Origin of the sequence: Zhurongbacter thermophilus (genome assembly GCF_026184435.1) — a bacterium.
Classification (GTDB): Bacteria; Coprothermobacterota; Coprothermobacteria; order Coprothermobacterales; family JAADFF01; genus JAADFF01.
Genome location: NZ_CP046447.1, coordinates 167,173 through 192,660 on the forward strand (window position 1 = coordinate 167,173; position 25,488 = coordinate 192,660).

Here is a 25,488-nt window from a genome sequence, read left to right on the forward strand (position 1 = left end):
CCTTATCCTCCTATAATCTCTGCTCCCTCTGCCAATATATATGGCATTGGTCCTGTGTTAAGCATTTGTATATCTTTGCTGATATCTACGATGCCGTTTAGTATATTCAGCACAGAAAATGACACCATGGTATCTGTGATACCATATGCTATTTCGCCATTTTCTATGAAGAAGCTGTTTTTGGCAACACCAGATACCATACCTGTCTGATAGTTGATATTGCCAGAAAACCTCTCAAGAAGTATGGCCCTGTCTATAGACTTTATCATGTCATCAAGGCTGCTTGTGCTGTCTATCTTTAGGCAGTGGGGTGCTACTCCGGAAACGGAGGAGTAGCCACCGCTGGCATGTCCTGTGTTGACCATACCCAGATATTTAGATGCATATGCATTAAGGAAAAAGCTTTCCAGTGTTCCCTTACTGATAATAGGGGTTAGCGATGTCGGTGTTCCTTCTCTGTCAAATGCTGTTGCGTAAGGAGAGCCATCAACAAGTGGATTATCTATAATTGTAAGTTTAGGCGATGCTATCTGTTTTCCAATGCTATTTTTCCACATGCTGGCGTTTCTTACAACCCTCAGTCCGCTGGCGTGATAGGTGATAAAGTCTATGAGGATGTCTTCTACGGCACGGGGAGATAAAAGAATTAGTCCTTTATAAGAAGGTGCCTTTCTGGGATTCAGTGTTTTTACAAGTCTTTTGACAAATGTTCTTAGCTCTGACTCAACTCTGTCTATGAATCTTTCATAGTTGACATCTTCTACGGATATATAGTCAAATGATGAAACTTCATCACCTTCTATGGCCATGCCGGCTATACCCATAGAAAATATTGTGCGTTTTTCTGAGACACTGACACCTTCTGTATTTTCTACAGATACCTCTGTCTTTTCTATATCTACCATCAGTGAGTCTACAGATATACGACTGTCGGTTTCTTTGGCAAGTTCCAGAAATTTCTTGGCAAGTTCCGCCGCCGTCTTGACCATATCTATCTTGTCTATGGTTTCATCGTATATACCAGTAATGTCTGGATATCTACCGGGTCGACCTATATCAAGGAATGGGTCTTCTGGGGATGTCTTTGCTATTTCTCTCGCCATTGGTGTTAGTTTGTCTATGTCTGTGCTGCCTATGGCCGATACAAATCCTTGCCTACTATTTTCTATAACCCTGATACCAATTGCCTGAAAGCTGCCATATGATACTGTTTTTAACCTGCCACTTTCTACAAAAGCATGTGCCTTGTCATTATAGGCTGTGAATATTTCTCTCTTCACTGTGATCTACCCCCTATCTTCATGCGGGTTCTTAGATGTGGCCCACCACCGTCAACCTTGGCAGGTTGGAATTTGCCACAGTGACCTGTACCCATCTCCAGCTTTATGTCGTTTCCTACCATGTCTACATGGCTAAGCACCTCGAATGCCTGTCCCGATATGGTGGCAGATTTTACAGGGTGAGCTATCTTACCGTTTTTAATGCGATACGCTTCTCCTACACCAAACATAAACTCGGCATTGGCATCGGCCTGACCGCCACCAAATGCCGTTACCATGAGATAACCATCGTCTGTGGCCTCAATCATTGCCTCCAGAGTATCGTTACCTGGAAGTATGTATGTATTTCTCATCCTCACAATGGGCTCGTCCATATACAGCCATGCCCTGCTATTGCCCGTGTTGTCAAGCCCCAGTTTCTGGGATGTAATGCTATCTGTCATATAACCCTTTAATATGCCTTTTTCTATGATGATTGCCTCTTTGGCTTCAGACCCCTCATCGTCAAAGGGTAGCCAGCCTGAGGCATATGGGGCAAAGTCAGGATGTGGATGGTCTACTAGTGTGATTTTTTCTGATGCCACTTTTTGTCCCAGTTTGCCTGCTGTAATAGATCCAGATAGCACAAAGTCTGCCTCTACAGTATGTCCTATGGCCTCGTGAGAAAGTAGACCTACCAGTTCGGGAGCTAGTATGACGATAGCTTCTCCACTTTCTGGATATGGTGCATGAAGATTCTGAAGAAGTACTTTGGCGACCTTGTCAATTTTGCCATGTGGGTCAAAAGAGAGCATATCGCCCCAGCCACCTGTTATACCAATACCCTCGGCATATTCTTCCCTATCTCCATTTTCTTCGGCCATTGCAAATGCAATGAGCTCAAGGTTGGGATATTTGGTATACGCTTTAGTTCCATCGGTATTCATGATCCACTTTTCATCAAGCAGTTCTGTATATCTTACTATAGATGAGATAATACGGTTGTCTGTGTTTTTCAGTCTGTTGTCAAGCTCCAGTATAAGGTTAACCTTATCTCTTAGTGAAACGGTTTCTGCGGGTATGGTGATTTTAGGAGGAAAAAACTCTCCTATCACAGGATGGATAAGAGGTTTGATGTTTTCATGAATGCCTATGACCTTGGCACCTGCAGTGGCTTTTTCGAGAGCTTCTTTTAGCCCCGATGGGGATATATCCGATGTATAGGCGAATCCCCATGCTCCCTCTATATACACCCTGACCGATACTCCCATCTTTTCGTCAAACTTGTTTTCTGTGACAATACCGTTTTCTACACGAATAGTTCTCACTTGTCTACGGTGCAGTCTGACCTGTGTGTGGTAGATTGAATGTAGTCCATGTTTTAAAGTGTTAAAAATATCTTTCATGTCATCCCCTCCCTTCTGTAGGATATTATACGGCTTTTCAACTTATAATGGATAATTAACTGGTATATGTTTTTTGGAGGTGATGCCTTGTGCGAATAGGCAAGAATGTTATCTTGTATTTTGTTATGTTTGCTATTGCCATGGTTATGTTCTATGGCATATGGTCTGCTGTGGATATTCATAAATATTCACCAGAGATAATCCTTGATAGGTGGTATACATCAGATGGTGAATTATTCCCATTATCCAGCAAACTAGTAAATAACAACGAGTTTAAGTCGATAGAGTTATACACGACTTTCTCTGTAAATAGTGACGATTTATATTATCTTGTTCTTCCCCGCGTTGATGCAGGAGGAGGATATATATTATATATAGATGGCAAAGAAATAGCTTCAAGAGACCTTGGTAAGGCCAAATACCTGAACTTGTGGCACAAAACAGAGGTTTATCCCGTTCATCTTTCCTCTGGTAATCATAAATTGACGCTAAAGCTGACATATCTTCACACATATGGTTTTTCTGCAACTCCGCCATTTCTTTCAAGGAGTGCGTACAGTGTCTTTTCATTCAGAGATATCTTCAATTTCTGGAACGAATGGATATATGTAGCTAGCGGTTCTATTATGCTTATCATGGGATTTATCTTCCTCATGCTTGCCTTGCTTACCGGTAGTCGTATGAAAAAATACTGGCTACTTGGAAGTGCTTTTATTGTGTTGTCTATAACAAGTTTTGATTATGTAGCCGTCAACATCCCTATAAATTACCTTCTCTTTAAGAAAATCGTTGTAGATGCCATGCTTATTGGTGTTGGCTTATACCTCGAGGCTATGATTCTGTTTCTTAGGGACCTGAAGAAGTGGGAACAGAATGTATTTTATGGTCATTATATACTGGCATCACTCATTACCATATTTAGCCCCACATTGTATATCTATAAGACCCTTTATAACTACTACTATCTGGCCCTGATACTATTGTATGTTTATGTGCTTGTTGTCTACATCAGTAAGGCTGTATACCGTATAGATCGCATTATTCTTGGTGGTCTGGCATTTCTTGGTGCTTCGTATGTGCTTGCTATACTTGACGTTGTTGGCATTATTACATTGCCTGTTCTTGCTACATCTATCGGACTTCTTGGTGCTTCTGTGCTTAGTAGCATTGCCCTTCTTGTTGACTTTGCCGATGTATACGCCGAGGCCCTCAGAGCTAGGGCTGAATCGGAGCGTGCCCGTGAGCGTATACAGAATATTCTTGCAGAAGTAGAACAGGAAACTGTATCTATTGAAGATGTTATGAGGGGGCTAGAAAATATTAGTGAGAAGGTAGCTCTGGCTTCTAAAGATATGGAACAGGTGGCAGGGACTCTAGAAGAAAAAACGGATATCTTATCCCGTGCTGCATCATCTATTTCCGATAATATTGATGGTATTAAAGCTGCAGCAGCTTCTCTGTCTCATAGTGCATCTGAACTTGCCTCTTTTTCTCAGAAGATGGAGAGAGAAGTCTCTGATGATATTGATAAGCTGACTCATATTATTAGTGTGTTTGAAAATGTTGGTAGACAGATGGAGGATATTAATGCCCTGACATCTGAATTTCAGCGTGTGTCTGAAAACGTTGGTGCTATTGTAGAGGAAATTACTGGTATTGCAGATAAGACTAACCTCCTTGCCCTCAATGCCGCTATTGAGGCAGCCCGTGCCGGTGAGGCGGGCAAGGGGTTTGCCGTTGTGGCCGATGAGGTAAGAAAGCTTGCAGAGATGTCAAAGGCATCTGCTGCTAAGATACAGGAAATCATGTCTGGACTATCAAAATTTGCCACAACCCTTGCAAATGATGTGCATAAAACAACAGATGATCTTAAAGAGGCTATTAAGGGAAGTATATCTGTTTCTCAGGGGCTTGAGGAGACATCAGAAGATGTGAAGAAACTTGCAGCCATGTCAGATGATCTGGCTGCTGTATCTGAGGAACTTTCTGCTTCTACTGTGGAAGTTGGTGATTCCATGGAGAGACTTACACAGCTAACAGATCTTATTGATAACCTTGCTGGAAAGCTCTCTGATATTGCGGAGGACCAGAGAAAGTTGTCTGACAATCTTGTAAATAGTGCAGAAAAACTTGGTACAGATATTAATCATCTTAAGAGAGTATTGTCTGAGTAATTGTGTTGGTGAGATTTATGCAGGTGCATTTGGATAAGTATGCCACCTTTGTGGTATAATTTAACCGTGAAAAGGTGCAGGTGCACCTGTGAAACCTTAAAAACCCTCGAAAGGAGGAGATGTGCGACATGAGGAAGTATGTTGTTCTTCTCGTGGCCGTCGCCATCGCCCTGTCTGCAGTAGTAGCTGTTGTGCCTGCAAAGGCAGCAGGGTTTAGCGATGTGCCATCTAATTATTGGGCTTACAAGTACATTACAAGACTTGCCGATGAAGGCATAGTGACAGGTATGGGTGGGGGTAAGTTTGGCCCCGAGCAGAATCTTACCCGTGCACAGATGGCAGTTATAGCTGTTAGACTTGCCGGTGTTAATGCCGATAAGTATGCCAATGCAAAGGCCACTTTCAAGGATGTCACAGATCCTAATAAGTGGTACTACAAATGGGTCTATGCAGCTCTCAAGACAGGTATCGTTAAGGGTTATCCCGATGGTACATTCAGACCTGATAAGAAGGTTACACGTGCAGAGCTTATCGTCATGGCCGAGCGTCTTTATAAGATTGTTAATGGTATCGATCTTGAAAAGACCGTTCTTCCTGAGCTGAAGAAAAAGCCTTACTTCCCAGCTCTCCGTGCTTCTGATGAAGCTAAGTATCGTAACCACTGGGCTGCTTACTATGCAACCCTTGCTATTCTTCCACAGTACCAGCTCATTAACTGGCGTGAGCCTGGTCGTGTTATTGCCCTTGATGCTCCAGCAACCCGTGCAGAAATGGCCTATTCCATTTATAAGGTTAAATATCCTGTAAGAATGGGTGGTACCCTCAAGGTTATTATCGAGCAGGAGCCTAAGACACTGTTTGGTTTGCTCGACTCTATGGCTGCTATGACACAGATTCTTGCTCCTACAGGATATGGATTCCTTGCAGATGATTACCATGGTAATCTTTGGGGTGACCTTGCATATGATGTACCTACACTTGAGAATGGTATGTTGAAGGTCGGACCAAAGGATAAGAATGGTGATTATCAGCCTCTTATGACTCTTACTCTTCCTAATGGAGATAAGAAGAAGATCTATATGATTACACAGTATAAGATTCGCCCAGGTACAAAGTGGGCAGATGGTGCTCCACTAACACTTGATGATATTATCTTCTACAACCTTCTTCAGCTTACACCTGGTATGAGAACACCAGGTACATATCCAAATGACCATATTGCTCTTATTGAAAAGGTAGATAACCAGACCATCAGATTCTATTGGACAGAGATCAACCCATATGCACCAATCGGTGCTGGTCTTGGTGCATATCCAAAGCACTGGTTCGAGAAGAATGTTCTTCACAAGACCTTGACATTCCCAGCAAAGTCCTACTTCATGACAAAGATTACAGAGGATGGAGATTATATTGCCGATCAGTCCATCCTTATTTCTAAGGACATCACAAACTTCATGGCTTCTAAGGCTCAGGATATTATGGCATCTTCTTTCAACGATAAGCCACTGGGCAATGGTGCCTATGAGGTTTCTAAGTGGCAGAAGGGTCAGTCTATCGAGCTTGTTACAAACAGAAATGCATGGCTTGGCCGTGGTTTGTTTGACAAGGTTATCTTCTCCTTCAAGTCTCCTGAGACAGCTCAGAACGAGCTTCGCTCCAAGAGAGCAGATGTTGCCATCATGGTTATCAATGCTCAGGCAGCTCGTGCTCTGAGGAGAGAGCAGACATTCATGAGAAACTACAACCTTATAGATATGGGTTCTGCTTTCTGGGAGCACTGGACAGTTAACTTTGACGATCCTAACAATCTGCCATCTAATCCTACATACAACACACCATATAACCACCCACTGTTCAAGTATAAAGAGGTCAGACAGGCTCTTTCCTTTGCTCTGAATAGAAAAGAAGTCATCGACCGTGTCTACTATGGTGGTCGTATGGTATGTCACTCCTTCATCATTCCTGGCACATGGCCATACTGGAGCGAGATTGACAATATAGTTAAGTACGACCCAGCTAAGGTTGAGCCACTTCTTCTGAAGGCTGGCTTCACCAAGCAGAATGGTGTATGGGTATCTCCAGAGGGTAAGAAGTTTGAGTTCTCTGTTGTAACAACAACAAGATCTGACCGTAAGCAGTCTCTGGAAATCTTTGCACAGCAGTTGAAGAAGTATGGTATTATCATGCATCCAGAGACACAGACAGCTCGTACACTCTTTGGTGAGACCATTTGGATAAGAGCCTTTGATGCAACAGAGTTTGCATGGGGTTCTGGTTCTGCCCTTGAACAGGGTGGAAGATCTCTCTACCACTCTTCTCAGATTCCTGATCCTGCTAATGATAAATGGGGTCAGAACCTTTCCGGTTTCAGAAACAAACAGATGGATGCAGCAATTGACATGGCATTCAAGAATGTTGACCGTAAGACCAGACGTGAAGGTTATATTGAGATGCAGAAGGTATGGGCAGAGTGGCTGCCAGAGATTCCACTATCCTGGTATGATACCCACGACGCAGTTATTAAGACACTTGAAGGCTTCGATATGAAGTTTGATGTGGGTGCCCACACCTGGAATATGGAGTACTGGTACAAGGAGCAGTAATAACTGCTATTAATTGACCTTGAAGGAGGGAGCTTTGTCTCCCTCCTTTTGCTTTTTTGATAATATTGAGATAAATATATACCGCCCCTTGAAGATTTGCTTTTTTATTCTCTATAATTTATGCAATTATATGTGTATATATTATGATGCCTTTTTCGACTTTTATGCATCTTAAGATGCATTTTTTATCTGGTTTCCCATATCGTGATATAATATCTGTTGAACTATTGCCTAATAGAAGGCGACATTATGAGGAAAGGGGTGTAGGGTAGTGTTAAATTACATTATCCGCAGGCTACTAGGGCTGATACCTACTTTTATTATTATCACCCTTGTAGCATTTTTTGTGCTAACGCTCATGGGAGATCCCTTTGAGCAAATGAAGATGAATCCTCAGATCCCCAAAGGTCAGATAGAAAGATTGCGTAGACAGTGGGGATTTGATCAGCCGTGGTTTATTCGTTATGTTAAATGGTTTATTTCATTTATGCAGGGAAATTGGGGACCTTCGATTTCCCAAAATCCAACAGATGTATACCATGCTGTAATGGAGCGAATACCGATTTCGTTGTATCTGGGTATTTACACAATTATTCTCCAACTGTTGATAGCGTTGCCGCTTGGTATATTTACGGCTATCAAGCAATACACAATCTGGGATAATTTGGTAACATTCCTTGTGTTTCTGGGATTATCCATGCCATCGTTCTTTGCCGGTGTCTTATCCCTGTACTACTTTGCCGGTGTTTTGAAAATATTCCCCAATGGCGGTATAGGTCCTGACACCTTCTATACATCGGATTACACTTTCTATCAAGTTTACCTTGTTAGAAGTTACTACCTTATGCTTCCGGTTGTCATTTGGGGTATTCTGTTTTCTGGTGGTTTGCTTAGATATGTTAGAAGTGCCATGCTTGAGGTCATGAATCAGGATTATATCCGTACAGCTCGTGCTAAAGGTCTTCCTGAAGAAGTTGTCATTAGAAAGCATGCTCTGAAGAACACTATGGTTACACTGGTTACCATATTGGTTCTTATGATACCGGGTATTATTGGTGGCGGTATTATTACAGAGCAAATATTTAATATTCGTGGTATTGGTAAGCTCATGTGGACAGGTCTTAACCAACAGGATATTCCCCTTGTTATGGCCATTCTTATTATTCAGTCTGTGCTTACCCTGTTTGCCAACCTACTTGCCGACATTCTCTATGGTGTTATTGACCCAAGAGTACGCTACAGCTAATGAAAGGGGTGAATTGGTGTGGCTGAAAACAACAATGTAAAAAGCGAAAGACAGGAAAAGTCTTATTCATATTGGTCGATGGTATGGAGAAGATTTCGTAGGCATAAGCCTGCTGTTATCTCTCTTGTGTTGTTGATTACTATATTCCTGTTTTCTTTCCTTGGTGGTCTTGTTTGGCGTATTCCACCAGATGAGACGATCCCATACAGGGATGTATTCAAAGATGTTATTTCTCGTACAGAGAAGCTGCCTTACTTTAACGACTTGAATAAGCAGGTTTTCTCCTATGCTGATGTATCAACTGATGATAAACTTATGACACTACTATATTCTGCTCCTGAACTCCAGAAACCGATTGAAAATGGTGCTCTTCCTATGGCTGTTGTTTTTGATTGGTTCAAGAATTTTACAGATGATGCTGAGAGAATGGCAGCTCAAGCAGATAAATATAATACTAATAGTAGGGATATGGAAAATGCATTTTCTCCGTATCTGGCCGTTATTTCAGTTATTGGTAATGAGATCAATGTCTATAATCAACTTCAGAATAGCGTATATAATTTAACGTATAACGGTGAATCCTTCGTAGATATTCTTAAAGAGAATCCTAGAACATTTGATATTAATAAGAGAAAGTTCTTTATTAATGCCCTTAATAACCTTATTACTGTTATGCATTCTTCTCTTACTTTCTATCCACGAAAGGTTGATTTGCCCAGCAGCTATGCCGATACATTTGCTAAACTCCAGAATAAAGATAAAATTAGTGAGGTAAATACTCTTCTTTCTAACATAGAAAATGGTTTGCAGTCCTATAACGAGTATATAGAAAAACAAACCCTTTACCTCCAATCTCTTCAGAAAGCATTTGATTTTGTTGATAAGGCCTTTTCTTACAAAATAGAAGAGCAAAAGGCAGTGCTTGTGGAAAAGTACAAAAAGGAAGTGGGCTTTTATTCTGAAAAAGGTTGTGCATTTGAGGATCCCTGTTCCTTCTGCCAGGATGAGGGAGCGGCTTCTACTCTATGTAATATCCCTGAGGGTGAAGGTTGTCAGAATGAGGTTGTAGGAAAGTTATGTAATAACGATAAGCTTTTCAATGGAACTGACAATGAGCCTTCAGCGTGTGATCTGTGCGGTTATATGGCATCTAAATTTGCCGATACAACAGATTTTAGCCAGATTGATGCAATGCAGAATCCTTGCGCTGCAAAGATCTTCATGGAGGCTAAATGGAAGGGAGAATATGTTGAACCCATCTCTGATATAGAGAAAAAGATAGCTGCATATGAAAACTTTCCTAAAATTGATGATCTTAAGGCTCCTAAGAACATACCTTCTCTGACAGATTACGATTTTGTGAAAAGTGCATACGATGAAGAAATTAGCCGTATCAATTCGGAAATTTCTTACTATAAGAAGATAAAAGGTGCATTAAAAGATGCTGCACAGTACGCGCAGGCGGGTAAAACTACTGCTATATCTAAACGTATGTTTGCTGAAAAACTCAGAGAGCTATCAGGTATAGATAATGAAAAGGATCCTCTGGTAAAGCAGAAAGTATATTCTTTTATTAAGGATCTTGCTTTCCAGGCGTGTGATCTTGAGAAGGATTGTAAGGATATTGTAAGTGTACTTTCTGATTATATTGATAACACCATTCGTCAAAGGGAGTCTGTTATTGCTAATATAAAGGCTGACCTTAAGGAATACAAGTCTACACTTAAAGACTTGGATTATTATAGAAATATTGTTAATCAACTAAAGCAGAAGAAACCTTTCGAGTCTGTATTTAATGCTGCCAAGCCGCTTGTTGGTGATTTGAACATTATGCTTATTATGAAAAACGATGCATTTCCGGTATATAAGGATTTGTTCGCTAAGGTTGAGCAGGATGTTAAACAAAACAAGGATAAATTCCAGTATGATACTCTTATTGTTGAAGACTTCAAAGACTTTGTTAATACATGGATTAAGCGGGAATTTCCACTTGACAAGTCCTACTATCCTAAATTCATTGTTAATCTAGCACAGATTCTTATTCCCAACTTCGATCAGTATCTTGAAGAATATCTAACACAGAATGTACCAGATTATCAAAGCATGTCTTATGAAGAACAGGAAAAAGTTAAAGCTATCTACGGAGCAGAGTTTGTAAAGAGTATTATTAATTCTCCCCAGCAAGCGGAGGTATATCTATTTGGTAAGGGCGCACAGCAAGCATGTAATAGTGGAAATATGTCTAATATAGCTGTTCAACAACTTGAGGCTATCTATAATTCTGCTCTTGTGGAGCGTTTAAGAGATATGAGGAAGGAACTTTATGGTGAAACATCTGTAACATCTAATAATGGATGTCCTGCTATCTCTGACCTTGATTACATTTATTATGCGTATAACCAGTTTGCCTCATTTAAGTCTACTGTTGGTAGTTTCACAACAGAACTTGAGTTTAAGGCCCATACATATGGCAAACTCTACTATGGATATGGTAAAGCTTGGTACGATGTTGCCGGTATCAAGGGTGAAAACGATCGAGAGGCACTGGCTAACCTTGTTGAGTTCCCTCACTTACCTATGTTCTCTCAGGGACACCCGCTGGGAACAGACGACAAAGGTAGAGATGTTCTAGCCAGACTGATATTCGGTGGTCAGGTATCACTGCTTGTCGGTATATTGGCTGTTGTTATCTCTATTACCGTAGGTACTGTTATAGGTATTACATCTGGTTTCTACGGTGGTTGGTGGGATAACCTTGCCATGCGTTTCGTTGACATTATGATGAACATTCCATCTCTACCACTCTTGCTGGCGTTGTCACAGGCTCTTAGGAAATTCTCTAACTTCTTCTCTGAGACACTACACATGGGTGCTATCGGTGGTGCTATGCCTATAGCTCTGGTCTTGGCCATCTGGTCTTGGATGGGTCTTGCCCGTCTTGTCAGAGGTCAAGTTTTGTCCGTTAAGGAGCAGCAGTATGTTGAGGCTGCCCGTGCTATAGGTACACCAAACAGCCGTATTATGTTTAAGCACATTCTTCCTAATGTTTCTGCTGCCATTATCGTTGCTGCCACACTCCAGGTCGGTGGTGCCATGCTATCTGAGGCCTCTCTATCCTTCTTGGGATTTGGTGTTCAGCCACCGGCTACATCTTGGGGTCAGATGCTCCAGAACGCTACACAAATATTCCAGATACCCGGTTACATGTATCTTATTATACTTCCAGGTACACTGCTATTCCTTACGGTTCTGTCATTCAACTTCCTTGGTGATGGTCTAAGAGACGCCCTTGACCCAAGGATGAAACTCTAATGAGGGGAGTGGAAAGGGATGAGTGAAACAAGAAAACCATTACTAAAAGTAAGGGACTTAAGGACATATTTCCATACAGAAGATGGAATAGTAAAGGCCGTTGATGGGGTAGACTTTGAAGTCTACCCCAACGAGACCCTTGGTATAGTTGGTGAATCTGGTTGTGGTAAGTCTGTAACATCTTATTCTGTTATGAGACTTCTTCCGGCTAGAACAGCCTTCCATCCAACAGGTTCCATTGAGTTTTGGGATAAGGACAAAAACGAGTATGTAGATCTTCTTAAACTACCTCTAGATGAGATGAGGAAGTATAGAGGTGCCAAGATATCTATGATCTTCCAGGAACCTATGTCTGCTCTTAACCCTCTTTTCACCATAGGTGACCAGCTAATGGAGGTTGTTCTAACTCACAGGCCGGATGTATCCAGACAGGAGGCCCGTGAACGTGCCATTGAGATGTTGGCCAAGGTTGGTATTCCTGCACCTGAAAAACGTGTAGATGAGTATCCCCACGAGATGTCTGGTGGTATGCGTCAGCGTGTTGTTATCGCTATGGCTCTTATGCTCAATCCTTCGCTGATTATTGCCGATGAGCCCACAACGGCCCTTGATGTTACCATTCAGGCACAGATTCTTGAGCTCATGAAAGACCTTCAGCGTGAATTTGGTACATCATATATACTTATTACCCACAACCTTGGTGTTGTTGCCCAGTATGCACACCGTATTGCCGTTATGTATTTGGGCAGAATTGTTGAGTATGCCGATGTTCATACGATATTCAAGAATCCGCTGCATCCGTATACCATAGGTCTGTTGAAATCCATTCCAAGACTTGATGTGGGACACCTGAAGGAGAAACTGCCTTCTATTCCCGGTACTGTTCCTAACCCAATGAATATGCCTAAAGGTTGTCGCTTCAATACCAGATGTGAAGTAGCAACGGAAGAGCTGAAGTGTTTCACCGAGGAGCCACCACTGGTTGAGGTGGAGCCCGGACACTTCGTCAGATGTTGGAAGTATGTATAAGGGGGTGCGGTAGATGGCTACGCCAATACTTCAGGTAAGAAACCTAAAGAAATACTTTCCTATAAGGGCAGGACTCCTTAGAAGGGTTGTCGCCCATGTTAAGGCCGTTGACGATGTCTCCTTTGATGTCTTTGACGGTACCACAGTTGGTCTTGTCGGTGAATCTGGCTCTGGTAAGACCACTGTTGGTAGAACAATACTGAAACTTATTGAGCCAACAGCAGGTGAGATACTCTTTGAAGGGCATAATATAGCACATCTCAAGCCTTCTCAGATGCTTGAGTTTAGGAAAGAGATGCAGATGATATTCCAAGACCCATATGGTTCTCTTAACCCAAGAATGACTGTAGGTGAGATTATTGCAGAGCCTCTTGTTGTGCATACCAAGATGACTCAGAAAGAGATTGAAAAGCGTGTTTATGAACTGCTGGAGGTTGTCGGTCTGAGACCAGAATATGCCAGAAGATATCCACACGAGTTTTCTGGTGGTCAAAGACAGAGAATTGGTATAGCCCGTGCTTTGGCACTTCAGCCTAAGTTTATTGTGGCAGACGAGCCCGTTTCTGCTCTTGATGTGTCCATTCAGGCACAGGTTATCAACCTTATGATTGAACTTCAGCAGAAGTATGGCATTTCATTCCTGTTTATTGCCCACGACCTTGCCGTTGTTAGACACATGTCTGACTATGTAGCCGTTATGTATCTGGGCAAGATTATGGAGTACGGAAACAACTATCACATCTTTGAAGAGCCCAAACATCCATATACACAGGCCCTTCTCTCTGCTGTTCCTGTTCCTGACCCAGATTATCAGCGTGAGCGTATTATTCTACAGGGTGAAATACCATCTCCTATCAACCCACCAAAGGGTTGTCGTTTCCATACAAGGTGTCCTTATGCAACGGAGAAATGCCGTACACAGGAGCCACCACTGCGCGATATCGGTGGAGGCCACTTTGTGGCATGTCACTATGCATAATGATATATACCCTACACCAGTATATATGGGGGAGCGTGTCTCCCCCTTTTTCTTTTTTGCCGTGTTAATATATAAAGCAGTTTATGTAGAGGGGTGAGATATGTGGATATATATAGCACACTGAATAAGCGTCAGCGTGAGGCGGTGCTTGCCCCCCGTGGGCCATTGCTTGTTCTTGCCGGTGCAGGTAGTGGCAAGACAAGGGTGCTGACCTACCGTTTCCTTCACTTTGTATACGATGAAGGCATAAAGCCCGACCGTATATTGGCGGTGACATTTACCAACAAGGCTGCCGATGAGATGAAAGAAAGGCTCCATAATATGTTCCAGCAACATATGGGACTGGATATTACCCCACCATGGGTGCGAACATTCCACTCGGCATCGCTGATGATACTGAGAAGATATCTATCTTCAGATGAGGCAAAGGATATTATTCGTAGCCATATAGAGAGACTTCTGCTAAAGGATATGAACCTCAGCTCGGATTTTACCGTTGCCGACAGAGATGATAGCCTTATGGTAATAAAAAATATCTTCAAGGAACGCGGCTATAAGGTGAAATCTACAGGTGATGATAAGAAAGCAATGGCACGTTTTCTTGAAGATGTTTCTCTTGCCAAACGCAGGGGAATATACGATCCTGACAAGTTTGAATTGTACTATGCCCCTGATTACTGGAATCTACCTATAGGATATAGAGACCTCTTCAAGATGTATCACTCAGAGCTATATGCGTCTGGTAGGCTTGACTTTGATGACCTGCTGGGCTTTGCCCATATGCTACTGGAAGACGAAAAGTTTGGTGCAAGGATAAGGCATCTATTTGATGCCGTGCTTATAGATGAGTTTCAAGATGTCAACGATGTTCAGTATTCCATGGGAAAACATCTGGCAAAGGACCATGGCAATATCACAGTTGTTGGCGATGTTCAGCAATCTATATACAGCTGGCGTGGTGCCTCCCCCCAATATGTTGATGCCTTTCTCAAAGACTTTCCAGATGCCAAAGTTGTCAAGCTAGATATCAACTATCGCTCAGCCAAGAAAATAGTTTCTGTAGCCAATAGTGTATCCCAGTCTATGGCAACGAGGCACCGTTTTTCTGTTCGCTCACACTCCGATGAAGATGGCAAGGTGCAGGTTATCCCCGTTTCCGATGAATATGCCGAGGCAACCCAGATAGCGAATATGATACACTCTCTTAGCATATCTGAGGGTATTCCCTACGAGGAGATGGCAGTGCTTTATAGGGTCAATGCACAATCTCGTCACTTTGAGGAGGTACTGGGTAGATACGGTATTCCGTATGTGCTTGTTAAAGGTGTGTCATTCTATGCCCGTAAGGAGATAAAAGATATTATCTCATATCTCACGGTTATACACAATCCACGAGATAAGGTGGCATGGCAGCGTATTATAAACACGCCTCCCCGCGGTATAGGTTCTGTTTCCCAAGATAAACTCTGGAAACACTTTGACGAGGTAGATGATATAGGTCAGCTGGCATCTGTGCTTTCTGGCAAAGGTGCAGCATCTTTTAAGAGACTATGGAGTCATATTGTTCGCTGGAGACAGATGGTAAAAGACGGCATATCCCTTGTAGAGCTGCTGAAGGATGTACTGCAGGGCAGTGGTTATCTTGATTACCTTATAGAGGCTGGGGAGGATATGAGGCGCGAGAACATTGGTGAACTTATGAATATTATGGCTGCTTACGATGGGGAGGGTAAGACCCTATCAGACTTTCTTGCAGAGATGGCACTGCGCACCGATCAGGATACAGCCGACGGTAGAGATGGTGTTAAGCTCATGACCATACATGCAGCCAAGGGTTTGGAGTTTGATGTGGTGTTTCTGGTAGGTGTTGAAGACGGGTATATGCCCTATCGCCGTGGTGGGTTTGGATGGCGAGATGTTGACGATGAAGAGGAAGAAAAGAGGCTATTTTATGTAGCTGTGACAAGACCAAGAAAGCATCTGTATGTAACATATGCCCAGTACCGCACTTTATGGGGTGATACTGTGCCGAGAAAACCATCACCGTACATTGAGTATATAGAGTATGCCATTGATGATGAAAGTGAAGAAAACTACGATGGTGATGAAACATATAAGATTCCTGTGGATGATGTTTCTATGCTGAAAGAAGGAGATAGAGTATATTCGGACCAGTTTGGGTATGGCAATGTTGTGAAAGTAATACCCCCGGCCAGCATAAAGGTAGAGTTTGACGATGGCACAAAGAGACGTTTTAGGCTGGGAATGGCCTCTATATACAAGGTTATTTCATAACATTTTGTGATTAAATATAAGGGGTAAATATGCAAAGAAAGGGAGGGAGAAGGATGAAGGAAATTACAGAGATTGCTAAACTTATAGATGTGGAGGTGGAGCCTTACGGTAAGTATATTGGTAAGGTGCCACTAAAGTACATGGAAGAGGGTGAGCGTCGTGGTGGCCTCATTCTTGTAACCGCTATCAACCCCACTCCTGCCGGTGAGGGTAAGACAACAACATCTATTGGCCTTGCCGATGCTTTGAGAAGGATAGGTAAGAATGCCATGCTCACACTAAGAGAACCATCACTGGGCCCATTTTTCGGTGTTAAGGGTGGTGCCACTGGTGGAGGTAAGGCAGTTGTTGAGCCAGCCCAGAAAATTAATCTGCACTTCACCGGTGATTTTCACGCTGTGACATCTGCACATAATCTCATATCTGCCATGCTTGATAATGCTCTCCACTTTGGACAGCTGGATATGCCAGCCGATGAGATTCTCTGGAAACGTGTCCTTGACATGAACGATAGGAGTCTCAGAGACATCATTGTGGGTATTGGTAGCCACTTTGTGAGAAATACAGGCTTTGAGATTACACCTGCCTCTGAGATTATGGCTATACTCGGTCTGTCTCTCAGTCTACAGGAGGTTAGAGAGCGTATATCTAATATACTTCTAGGCTTTGACAGAGACAAGAAACCTGTATATGTCAAGGATATCAAGGCGGAAGGTGGGGCAACACTGCTTCTTGAAGATGCCATTAAGCCTAACCTTGTGCAAACCGGTGAAGGTACACCTGTATTTGTTCATATTGGTCCATTTGCCAACATAGCACACGGTACAAACTCCATCATAGCCATGGAAATAGCCCTCAGAAAGGCAGATTGGGTTGTTGTTGAGGCAGGCTTTGGTAGCGACCTTGGTGCCGAGAAGTTTATTGACATCGTTCAGAGGAAAGCCGACCTTCCATTGAAGGCCGTTGTCATTGTTGCCTCTATAAGGGCTTTGAAGTATCATGGTGGTGTTAAGAAAAAGCATCTCACTGAGGAGAATGTAGAGGCTGTCAAGAAGGGCTTTGTCAACCTCCTTGCCCATGTTGAGAATATGCGTGCATTTGGGTATGAGCCTGTTGTAGCCGTTAACAGGTTTGCCGGCGACAGTGATGCCGAGCTTGATGCACTGACAGGTCTTCTTGATGAGCATGGTATACAGTGGGCACTATCTGAGGTATTCGCCAAAGGTGGCGAAGGTGGCATAGCCTTAGCCGAGAAGGTAATGGAAAATGCTAAAGACATTACACCAAACTATGTATATGACCTTGAAGACCCCATTGAGGAGAAGATTAGAAAACTGGCAAGACGTGTTTACAGGGCAGAGGATGTCTCATTCTCTGCAGAGGCCAAAAAACTTCTCAAGAGAATTAAAAAACTTGGCCTTGACAGTCTTCCCATATGCATGGCTAAAACACAGTACAGCCTTACCCATGATCCATCTATACTGGGTGTGCCGACAGAACCTTACACATTCAAAGTGTCTTCTATTAAGATTTCTGCCGGTGCAGGTTTTATCGTTCCTATCTCTGGTGATATCATGACCATGCCCGGTCTTCCTAAGGTGCCTGAGGCTGTGAAGTTTTAATGGCTATAAACATATAACGCACAAAATTTTGAATAAGGGGTGGTAAGTTAACCGCCCCTTTTTTATTTGGAAGTTTTCAGAAAAAGCACCAGAATTATTTGTAATTCCTGCTATTGTGTAATATTAAGTCGTTAATTTTAACATTGTTTATGAATATGAGAATGTTATATAAGGCGTTATAATAAATGTGTAGTAGGGGGAAGTTTTTTTTCCAAACAATATTACTCAGGGAGGGGTGGTGTTATGAAAAAGTACACTTATAGTCTTCTTTTTGTTGGTATTTTGGTAGGTATTCTTATTGCTGTTTTGGATGTTCTTGTTCCCCAAGCTGTTGTATGGGTCGCGATTATTATTCCACCTATTACAGGGTTAATTGTTGGCATGCGTATAGATAAAATTATTAAGGAGATTTCCACTGTTGCCAAGCGTCTTAGTGACAGAGATCTCACTCATATTAAAAGATCTGATGGCTCAGAAGAGGCAATGAATCTCTATACCGCACTTGATAATATGAGACAGTCTATTGGTGTTATTAAAGATGGGGTAATCACACTGACCGATACAGCAGAACATGTCACATCCTCCCTCAATGAATTTAAGATGTCTTTCGATGAGATGGGAACCCATCTTCAAGATATAGCAGCATCGGCAGAGAATGTCTATGCTGCTGTTGAGACAATTAATGCTTCGATGGAAAATATATCTCAGTCGGCTAATCTCTTAGCGGAAAATGCTACAGAGCTTGCCGGTGTTTATGCCAATATAAATACCATGGCAGAAGAGGGGGCTGAATCTGTTAGACAGCTTAGAGATGGTATCATCATGGGAGCCAATGCTATGTCAGAGACATCGGATATCACCGAAGAACTGAATCGACATATGGAAGAAATATATTCTATTGTCGACGAGATAAAAGATATTGCCGAACAGACTAATTTGTTGGCACTCAACGCTGCTATTGAGGCAGCAAGGGCCGGTGATGCCGGAAAAGGATTTGCTGTTGTGGCAGAAGAGATCAGAAAACTGGCAGAGAAATCTAAAGAGTCGGTAGAGCATATTAGGGATATGGTTACAAAGCTTCGTCAAAGTGCGGCTGATGCCAGTAGACAGAGTGATGAATTGTCTGCTCAGGTGAAGGCTTTAACGGAGCATGCAGAAAAAACCACAGATGAAATACTGGGTATCATAGAGCAGATAAAATCAGTATCTCAGATGACAGAGTCTTTGGCTGCTACATCTGAAGAATTATCAGCCACTGTGTCTGAGGTAAAAAGTGGTACAGACAGGGTGACACAGCAGACGGAATCTATGGCACAAGGTGCCACTCAGATAGCAGAGATAGTAACAAGGATGGAAGAAGAGCTGGAGAAGTTAGTGGAAGATAATGAAGAAATATATGCTACTGCTGAGCGACTCAGGGCAGAGGCAGAACTTTACAAGGTTCAGTAGTATTGAAGTACCATTATAAACTTTTATGGGCCTTTATATTATAATGTTGCTTGAGATGAAGAGGTAGACACTCCCTCCTCTCAATGGGACCACCATGTCAGATGGTCCCTGCCCTTTTTCTTTATATGTATGGGATAGAACGAGGTAGTTAGCTACTAAGATGTCCTGTGTTTGTTCCCTCTTTTACGGCCACCAGTGGATATACGATAAGTGCCGTGCCCCCAACTATGGCTAGAGCAACGCCTACGCCAAATGCATCTGCCAGTGCGCCCATGATAGGTGCTAGTGCAGCGGCAAGGAGACTTTTAATCTGACTTTCTACGGAAAGTCCTGTTGCCATGCTACCGGCAGGAATAATCTCAGATATGTAATCAAGCATAATAGGTCTTCTGAGGTTCTGAAGTACATACAGTACGAGGAACATCAGCACGGCTACATAATACCAACCTATATGGTAAAACACACCTGCCAATGTAACACCCAGAATGCCTATAATATATAGCGTATTTATGAGACCTGTGAGATTATTACCTGCCATGTTTTTCACCTTGTATGCATTACGAGAGGCAAAAGAGTTTATGAAGTAGATAATGGAGTATACGATACCAACAATAATAGCTGTGCGCTGCTGACCTGTGAGCCATAGTAGTATAGGCATGGCAAGTGCCATTTGCTTTAGCAATGGCTGTAGATAATCTTTGGTACCCCTAAATACACCCATAAAGATAGATGAGTTCATAAATGCCCTTAGTATAATAGGGTCTTTAAACATATTTATAAAGTCTGACAAAGTCTCTGTTTTCTTTTTCTTCTTTTTCACAAACTGGTCAAGTTCCTTGGGGTATGTCGCCAGATTGATGAGGTTGAGCACATAGGGGATAAGGGATATGGCAAATACTACACGGTAGTTGCCATACCATGCCACAAGAAAACCGGCAAGGAGGGCATTAACGGCGGAGCCCATCTGAGACCATGAGCGAGTGGCCCCATAGTACATGGTTTTTAAGTGTTCCCAGCCTTTAATTTTTAGGTATGCCAGTATCAGTGCTTTATGTGTGCCACTGCGGAATGCCTCACCCATGGCAAAAAGCACCATAGCGATGGCATATGCCCAGAAGTTGGGTATAAAGAAGAATATGAGAAATGACACGATATATGAGGACATGGACATGACCATAGATAATCTTCGCCCAAATGTGTCGGCAAATATACCTGTGGGTATCTCAAGCAGGTTGGTAGAGATTTCCATAATACTGTAGAGCACACCAATCTGGAAGAAGTCAAACCCTTGGGAGCGGAAGAATAGTATCATAAAAGGCTCAAAGAGCCTGAGGTTTTTCAGAAAGCCGTAGGCTGCAAATCTGTAAAATTGAAAATCTTTCTCAAAAGTCTCGGGTTTCTGATCCACACCTCTCACCTCCCTGTAGATACATTATATGCCACCTGTTTTTCTACTAATGCTATGGGATATAAGATGAGACCTACAACTCCTACAGCAATGAGTGCCATGTGTATGCCCCATGTATCTGCTACTTTTCCGGCTATAGGGGCAATGATGCCCGATGTGATGGTTGTTAGCTGTGTTTCTGCTGATAGTGCCATTGCCATGTTTTCTACTGCCACTGTGTCTGATATGTAGTCAATAATAAACGGTCGTGCCAGGTTGAGGGTTATGTAGATTACTATGAATATAAAAGCTGCCATAATATTCATCTGAATATATAGGCTTAGCCCGGCCAGTATCAGTAATGTGCCCGTAAGGATGTATAGGCTGTTGATGATGATGTGAGACCTATCTATAAACACCTTCTCCAGTACATAGGCATGCTTTGATGCCCGTGAGCTGAGTATATAGATGATGAGGTATGTAAAGCCAATGAGTATGGCTTCTCTCTGCTTACCTGATAGCCACAGCATCATCGGTATGCTAAGGGCTACGCTCTTCAGTATAGGTTGCAGGTAATCCTTGGTGCCTCTAAATATACCTGTAGATACCGATGAATTTAAGAGTATGCGTAAAACTTTAGGATGTGTCAGTAGCCATATAAACTCCTTAGTAGCTGATAAACTGCTTCTTCTCTTCATGCCTTTTTCATCTATGTAGTCAGGGTAAGAGAGTATATTGAAGAAGTTTATCATCATGAAAAAGGTAGAGGCAATGAATGTTGTCTTGTAATCCCCCCACAGGGCTATGAGTAGTCCTGAAAGTAGTGCATTGATAGCGGCTCCAATTTGCCACCAGCTTCTTACACTGCCATAGTATTGTTTTCTCATATGCTCTAATCCATGAATCTTCAAATAGCTCATAATCATGGCATTGTGTGTACCACTGCGAAATGCCTCTGCAGCACCAAGCATGAACATGGCACATGCGAAAAAATAAAAGCTTTTCATGAAGAGAAATAGTGGCAGTATGAGTATATAGATACCCATAGATATGAGTAGAGACTTCTTCCTGCCGTATGTATCGGCGATAATACCCGTTGGTATCTCCAGTATATTAACGGCAAACTCCCTTATGGCATATAGTATGCCTATTTGAAAATACGATAGACCTACTGAAAGAAAGTATAAAAGCATAAAGGGCTGGTATAGCCTTAGATTCTTCAGAAATCCATATGCGGCAAATTTTATGTATTGGATATCCTTTTTCCCCTCCATAGCCCTATCATTATACAGGGCTGATGCATAAATATTTGACGGATTGGCTAAATTAACCTATAATTATCTGATATGCGATTTATGAGGAGGTGTGAATGTGAAGAAGTTTCTTTTGTGGAGTATAGTGCTATCGTTTGTTGTGGGTATGCTCATGATACCTATGCCTACCCCATCTACATATGCAGGAGATTGTGCCGGTATCAAAGTGCTTTTTGACAATGCACACGGAGAAACAGCCGGTAATGCCGACTGGTCTATCGATGGAGCATATTCCTCCTTTGCCGATGCCTTGAGAAAAGAGGGAATGGGGGTAGACCAGTGGGGCAATACTGAATGCCGGAGATGTGGCGAGGACGACGATCCCATTACATACGATGTTCTTCAGAAATACAATGTATATGTTGTTCCAGAGCCCAATGTCAACTTTACCCCGAGAGAACGTGCTGCCATATTGATGTTTATCAAAAATGGTGGTGGTGTCTTATTTATGGGTGACCACTGGGGTAGCGATAGAAACAACGACGGTTGGGATAGTGTTGAGATTATCAACGGCTTTACCCAGTGGATGGCTACCGATAAAGATTATGACCTTACAAAGCCCTACATATACGATAAAGACTTTGCTGGTAGACTAGGCTTCAGGTATACCTTTGAAGGTGCCGATGATGATCATATATCTAACTTCATGAAAGACCATCCCGTAGTTCAGGGATTATCTTATGTAGGTTCTTGGGGTGGTGGTGTAATAAAGAATCTTGGCTTTGGCAATGCAAACACTGTCATATGGTACAACTCTTCAGAAAACGATGTTTACCTCATAGCCGGTTTCTACTTTAAAGGTAGATTTGCCTCTATTGCGGACTCTGGTGTATTTGATGATGGTACTGGTGCAGAGGGAGATAAACTCTATGATGGTTGGAACTACGGTAGCGATGCCCTTATGGGTATAAATACCATTAAGTGGCTTGCCGGTTGTCTACCAGCAGGACCAGAGTTTACCGGTAAAAAACTCTTTTTATATATAAATGATAAGAATATTGTTACCTACGATGGTAAAACACATGTACTTGAGAAGAAGACCATAGATGCTGCTCCATTTATAGATAAAGAGGCATGGCGCACCCTTGTGCCTGTGCGATTTGTATCTGAAAACATGGGACTGAGAATAGATTGGAACGGTAAGACCAGAGAAGTAACTATTACCTCTGCTGATAAGCAGATAGTGCTCAAGATAGGCTCTAAAAACGTTGTTGTCAAGGATCTTGCCACAGGTAAAGAGACTAAGCAAACCATAGATGTGGCTCCCCGTATCATACCCCCGGGTAGAACTGTTGTGCCACTAAGGTTTATATCGGAGACCATGGGTATGCAGGTGCGCTGGAGGGCAAGGCAGAAGTATATCGTCATTACATCTGGAGAGTAATAAAAGGGCGGGCATAAGCCCGCCCCTTATATTTATATATAGATGGGAAACCATATACAGAAACCCCACCAAACCAATAAAGCAAAGAATAAAAAAACCCCAGTCCACAACAAGAATGAAAGCCCCTCCCACATAGTAAACCCCTCCACCTCCCCATAGACATCCCCAAGCACCATAAAAGTATACAAAAATACACGATTGACTAGAGTACAAAAGCTGGTATACTAATAACTGCCTGCCTGGGGAGAGAAAAAACCGGGCACGGCGAGAGAGCGGGAACGCGACCAAGCAGGGAACGAAAGGAAAAGGCAGTGAAGAATACCCCGTGAAGGTATTTGAGACTGCCGTACTCCGCAAGTGATATAAGAGCTTGGGGATAAAAACTTTCCATGGATAGAAACGAAAGGCCGTGAGGTCTTGAGGATAAAGTATGTCATGGAGGGTTTGATCCCGGCTCAGGACGAACGCTGGCGGCGCGCCTAACACATGCAAGTCGAGCGATCGGCCCGCAGCCCTTATGGGCAGCGGGTACGGAGCGGCGGACGGGTGAGTAACGCGTACCTGACCTACCCTCCAGAGGGGGATAGCCACGGGAAACCGTGGGTAATACCCCATACGCTCCTACTGGGGCCAAGTTATTAAAAGATGACTTGGCTAAGGTAGGAGGAAAGCTGAGGCGCTGGAGGATGGGGGTGCGTCCCATCAGCTAGTTGGTGAGGTAACGGCTCACCAAGGCGAAGACGGGTAACCGGCCTGAGAGGGTGGACGGTCACACCGGGACTGAGACACGGCCCGGACTCCTACGGGAGGCAGCAGTGGGGAATATTGGGCAATGGGGGAAACCCTGACCCAGCGACGCCGCGTGGTGGAAGAAGCCCTTCGGGGTGTAAACACCTGTACAGGGGGAAGAGGAAGGACGGTACCCCTGGAGCAAGGGACGGCTAACTACGTGCCAGCAGCCGCGGTAAGACGTAGGTCCCGAGCGTTGTCCGGAATCACTGGGCGTAAAGGGTCCGTAGGCGGATTCCTAAGTCCACTCTGAAAGCTGCCTGCTCAACGGGCAGAGGAGGGTGGAAACTAGGAGTCTAGAGGCAGGTAGAGGCAGGTGGAATTCCCGGTGTAGCGGTGAAATGCATAGATATCGGGAGGAACGCCAGTGGCGAAGGCGGCCTGCTGGGCCTGGCCTGACGCTGAGGGACGAAAGCTAGGGGAGCGAACCGGATTAGATACCCGGGTAGTCCTAGCCGTAAACGATGATGGCTAGGTGTCGGGGGGTTAGACCCTTCGGTGCCGCAGCAAACGCGATAAGCCATCCGCCTGAGGAGTACGGTCGCAAGGCTGAAACTCAAAGGAATTGGCGGGGGCCCGCACAAGCGGCGGAGCATGTGGTTTAATTCGACGCAACCCGAAGAACCTTACCAGGGCTTGACATGCTGGGGCAAGCCCGCCCGAAAGGGAGGGGTGGGACCTGCTAAGCAGGTCCACCCAGCACAGGTGTTGCATGGCTGTCGTCAGCTCGTGTCGTGAGATGTTGGCTTAAGTGCCGCAACGAGCGCAACCCCTGTCCCTAGTTACTCCTTGCCAGTAAGGGGGCAAGAGGACTCTAGGGAGACCGCTGGCGAAGAGCCAGAGGAAGGGGGGGACGACGTCAAGTCATCATGGCCCTTATGTCCTGGGCTACACACATGCTACAATGGATGGGTACAACGGGAAGCGAAGCCGAGAGGTGGAGCGAAGCCCTAAAAGCCCGCCGTAGTTCGGATTGTGGGCTGCAACTCGCCCACATGAAGCCGGAGTCGCTAGTAACCGTGGATCAGCAAAGCCGCGGTGAATACGTTCTCGGGCCTTGCACACACCGCCCGTCAATCCACCCGAATCAGGGGCACCAGAAGGCTGGTGACCGGTAAGGGCCGGCTGAAGGTGTGTCTGGTGAGGGGGGATAAGTCGTAACAAGGTAGCTGTAGCGGAAGCTGCGGCTGGATCACCTCCTTTCTAAGGAGAGAGAAGTTCCCTGCGAGGTCGCGTTCCCG

Annotated in this window: 14 protein-coding genes and 1 rRNA gene; 11 read left to right on the top strand and 4 right to left on the bottom strand. The window is 43.6% G+C overall.

The genetic code is table 11. From position 1 onward, the window contains the following. Positions 1 to 2: 2 nt before the first annotated feature. Both GM182_RS00735 and GM182_RS00740 read right to left on the bottom strand, forming a co-directional pair. Positions 3 to 1,280, bottom strand: coding sequence for a TldD/PmbA family protein (locus tag GM182_RS00735; protein ID WP_449186692.1), 1,278 nt, complete (start codon positions 1,278 to 1,280; stop codon positions 3 to 5). After that, positions 1,277 to 2,665: a TldD/PmbA family protein gene (locus GM182_RS00740; RefSeq protein WP_449186693.1), complete on the bottom strand. Its 1,389-nt coding sequence runs from the start codon at positions 2,663 to 2,665 to the stop codon at positions 1,277 to 1,279. The genes GM182_RS00735 and GM182_RS00740 overlap by 4 nt, the downstream gene beginning before the upstream one ends. 89 nt (positions 2,666 to 2,754) lie before the next feature. Between GM182_RS00740 and GM182_RS00745 the strand changes: the two genes are divergently transcribed. The 9 genes from GM182_RS00745 to GM182_RS00785 all read left to right on the top strand — a co-directional run bounded on the left by GM182_RS00745 (position 2,755) and on the right by GM182_RS00785 (position 19,374). Then, positions 2,755 to 4,839: a methyl-accepting chemotaxis protein gene (locus GM182_RS00745; RefSeq protein ID WP_449186694.1), complete on the top strand. Its 2,085-nt coding sequence runs from the start codon at positions 2,755 to 2,757 to the stop codon at positions 4,837 to 4,839. 128 nt (positions 4,840 to 4,967) lie between these two features. Further along, positions 4,968 to 7,442 (top strand): ABC transporter substrate-binding protein, encoded by a 2,475-nt coding sequence (locus GM182_RS00750; RefSeq protein WP_449186695.1) that lies wholly within the window; start codon positions 4,968 to 4,970, stop codon positions 7,440 to 7,442. A 271-nt stretch (positions 7,443 to 7,713) separates the two neighbouring features. Continuing rightward, positions 7,714 to 8,688 carry an ABC transporter permease gene (locus tag GM182_RS00755; RefSeq protein WP_449186696.1) on the top strand — a complete coding sequence of 325 codons (975 nt, stop codon included), beginning with the start codon at positions 7,714 to 7,716 and terminating at the stop codon, positions 8,686 to 8,688. An 18-nt stretch (positions 8,689 to 8,706) separates the two neighbouring features. Continuing rightward, positions 8,707 to 12,000 carry an ABC transporter permease gene (locus GM182_RS00760; RefSeq protein WP_449186697.1) on the top strand — a complete coding sequence of 1,098 codons (3,294 nt, stop codon included), beginning with the start codon at positions 8,707 to 8,709 and terminating at the stop codon, positions 11,998 to 12,000. An 18-nt stretch (positions 12,001 to 12,018) separates the two neighbouring features. Next, a complete protein-coding gene (locus tag GM182_RS00765) occupies positions 12,019 to 13,029 on the top strand; it encodes an ABC transporter ATP-binding protein (protein WP_449186698.1) in 1,011 nt (336 codons plus the stop codon). A 13-nt stretch (positions 13,030 to 13,042) separates the two neighbouring features. Further along, entirely contained in the window at positions 13,043 to 14,008 is a 966-nt protein-coding gene (locus GM182_RS00770; RefSeq protein ID WP_449186699.1) for an ABC transporter ATP-binding protein, read from the top strand. Between the two features lie 102 nt (positions 14,009 to 14,110). Then, a complete protein-coding gene (locus GM182_RS00775) occupies positions 14,111 to 16,303 on the top strand; it encodes an ATP-dependent helicase (RefSeq protein WP_449186700.1) in 2,193 nt (730 codons plus the stop codon). A gap of 53 nt (positions 16,304 to 16,356) precedes the next feature. Next, the gene (locus GM182_RS00780; protein WP_449186701.1) at positions 16,357 to 17,925 is read left to right on the top strand and encodes a formate--tetrahydrofolate ligase; all 1,569 of its coding nucleotides are present in this window, start codon (positions 16,357 to 16,359) and stop codon (positions 17,923 to 17,925) included. Positions 17,926 to 18,168: 243 nt separating this feature from the next. Continuing rightward, positions 18,169 to 19,374 (top strand): methyl-accepting chemotaxis protein, encoded by a 1,206-nt coding sequence (locus GM182_RS00785; protein ID WP_449186702.1) that lies wholly within the window; start codon positions 18,169 to 18,171, stop codon positions 19,372 to 19,374. Positions 19,375 to 19,522: 148 nt separating this feature from the next. Here GM182_RS00785 and GM182_RS00790 read toward each other — a convergent pair whose 3' ends face one another. Beyond that, complete coding sequence (locus tag GM182_RS00790; RefSeq protein WP_449186703.1) at positions 19,523 to 20,782, bottom strand: MFS transporter; 1,260 nt, start codon at positions 20,780 to 20,782, stop codon at positions 19,523 to 19,525. A 5-nt stretch (positions 20,783 to 20,787) separates the two neighbouring features. Then, complete coding sequence (locus GM182_RS00795; protein WP_449186704.1) at positions 20,788 to 22,035, bottom strand: MFS transporter; 1,248 nt, start codon at positions 22,033 to 22,035, stop codon at positions 20,788 to 20,790. Between the two features lie 97 nt (positions 22,036 to 22,132). On the opposite strand from GM182_RS00795, the gene GM182_RS00800 reads away from it, so the two are divergent. Together GM182_RS00800 and GM182_RS00805 are read left to right on the top strand one after the other, a co-directional pair. Next, positions 22,133 to 23,458 (top strand): copper amine oxidase N-terminal domain-containing protein, encoded by a 1,326-nt coding sequence (locus GM182_RS00800; RefSeq protein ID WP_449186705.1) that lies wholly within the window; start codon positions 22,133 to 22,135, stop codon positions 23,456 to 23,458. Positions 23,459 to 23,890: 432 nt separating this feature from the next. Continuing rightward, positions 23,891 to 25,450, top strand: a 16S ribosomal RNA gene (locus GM182_RS00805). Positions 25,451 to 25,488: the final 38 nt, after the last annotated feature.

Coding starts and splice junctions, on each gene's coding strand:
- GM182_RS00740 (WP_449186693.1), bottom strand. CDS start 2,665: ATGAAAGATATTTTTAACACTTTAAAACATGGACTACATTCAATCTAC.
- GM182_RS00750 (WP_449186695.1), top strand. CDS start 4,968: ATGAGGAAGTATGTTGTTCTTCTCGTGGCCGTCGCCATCGCCCTGTCT.
- GM182_RS00765 (WP_449186698.1), top strand. CDS start 12,019: ATGAGTGAAACAAGAAAACCATTACTAAAAGTAAGGGACTTAAGGACA.
- GM182_RS00770 (WP_449186699.1), top strand. CDS start 13,043: ATGGCTACGCCAATACTTCAGGTAAGAAACCTAAAGAAATACTTTCCT.
- GM182_RS00780 (WP_449186701.1), top strand. CDS start 16,357: ATGAAGGAAATTACAGAGATTGCTAAACTTATAGATGTGGAGGTGGAG.
- GM182_RS00785 (WP_449186702.1), top strand. CDS start 18,169: ATGAAAAAGTACACTTATAGTCTTCTTTTTGTTGGTATTTTGGTAGGT.
- GM182_RS00795 (WP_449186704.1), bottom strand. CDS start 22,035: ATGGAGGGGAAAAAGGATATCCAATACATAAAATTTGCCGCATATGGA.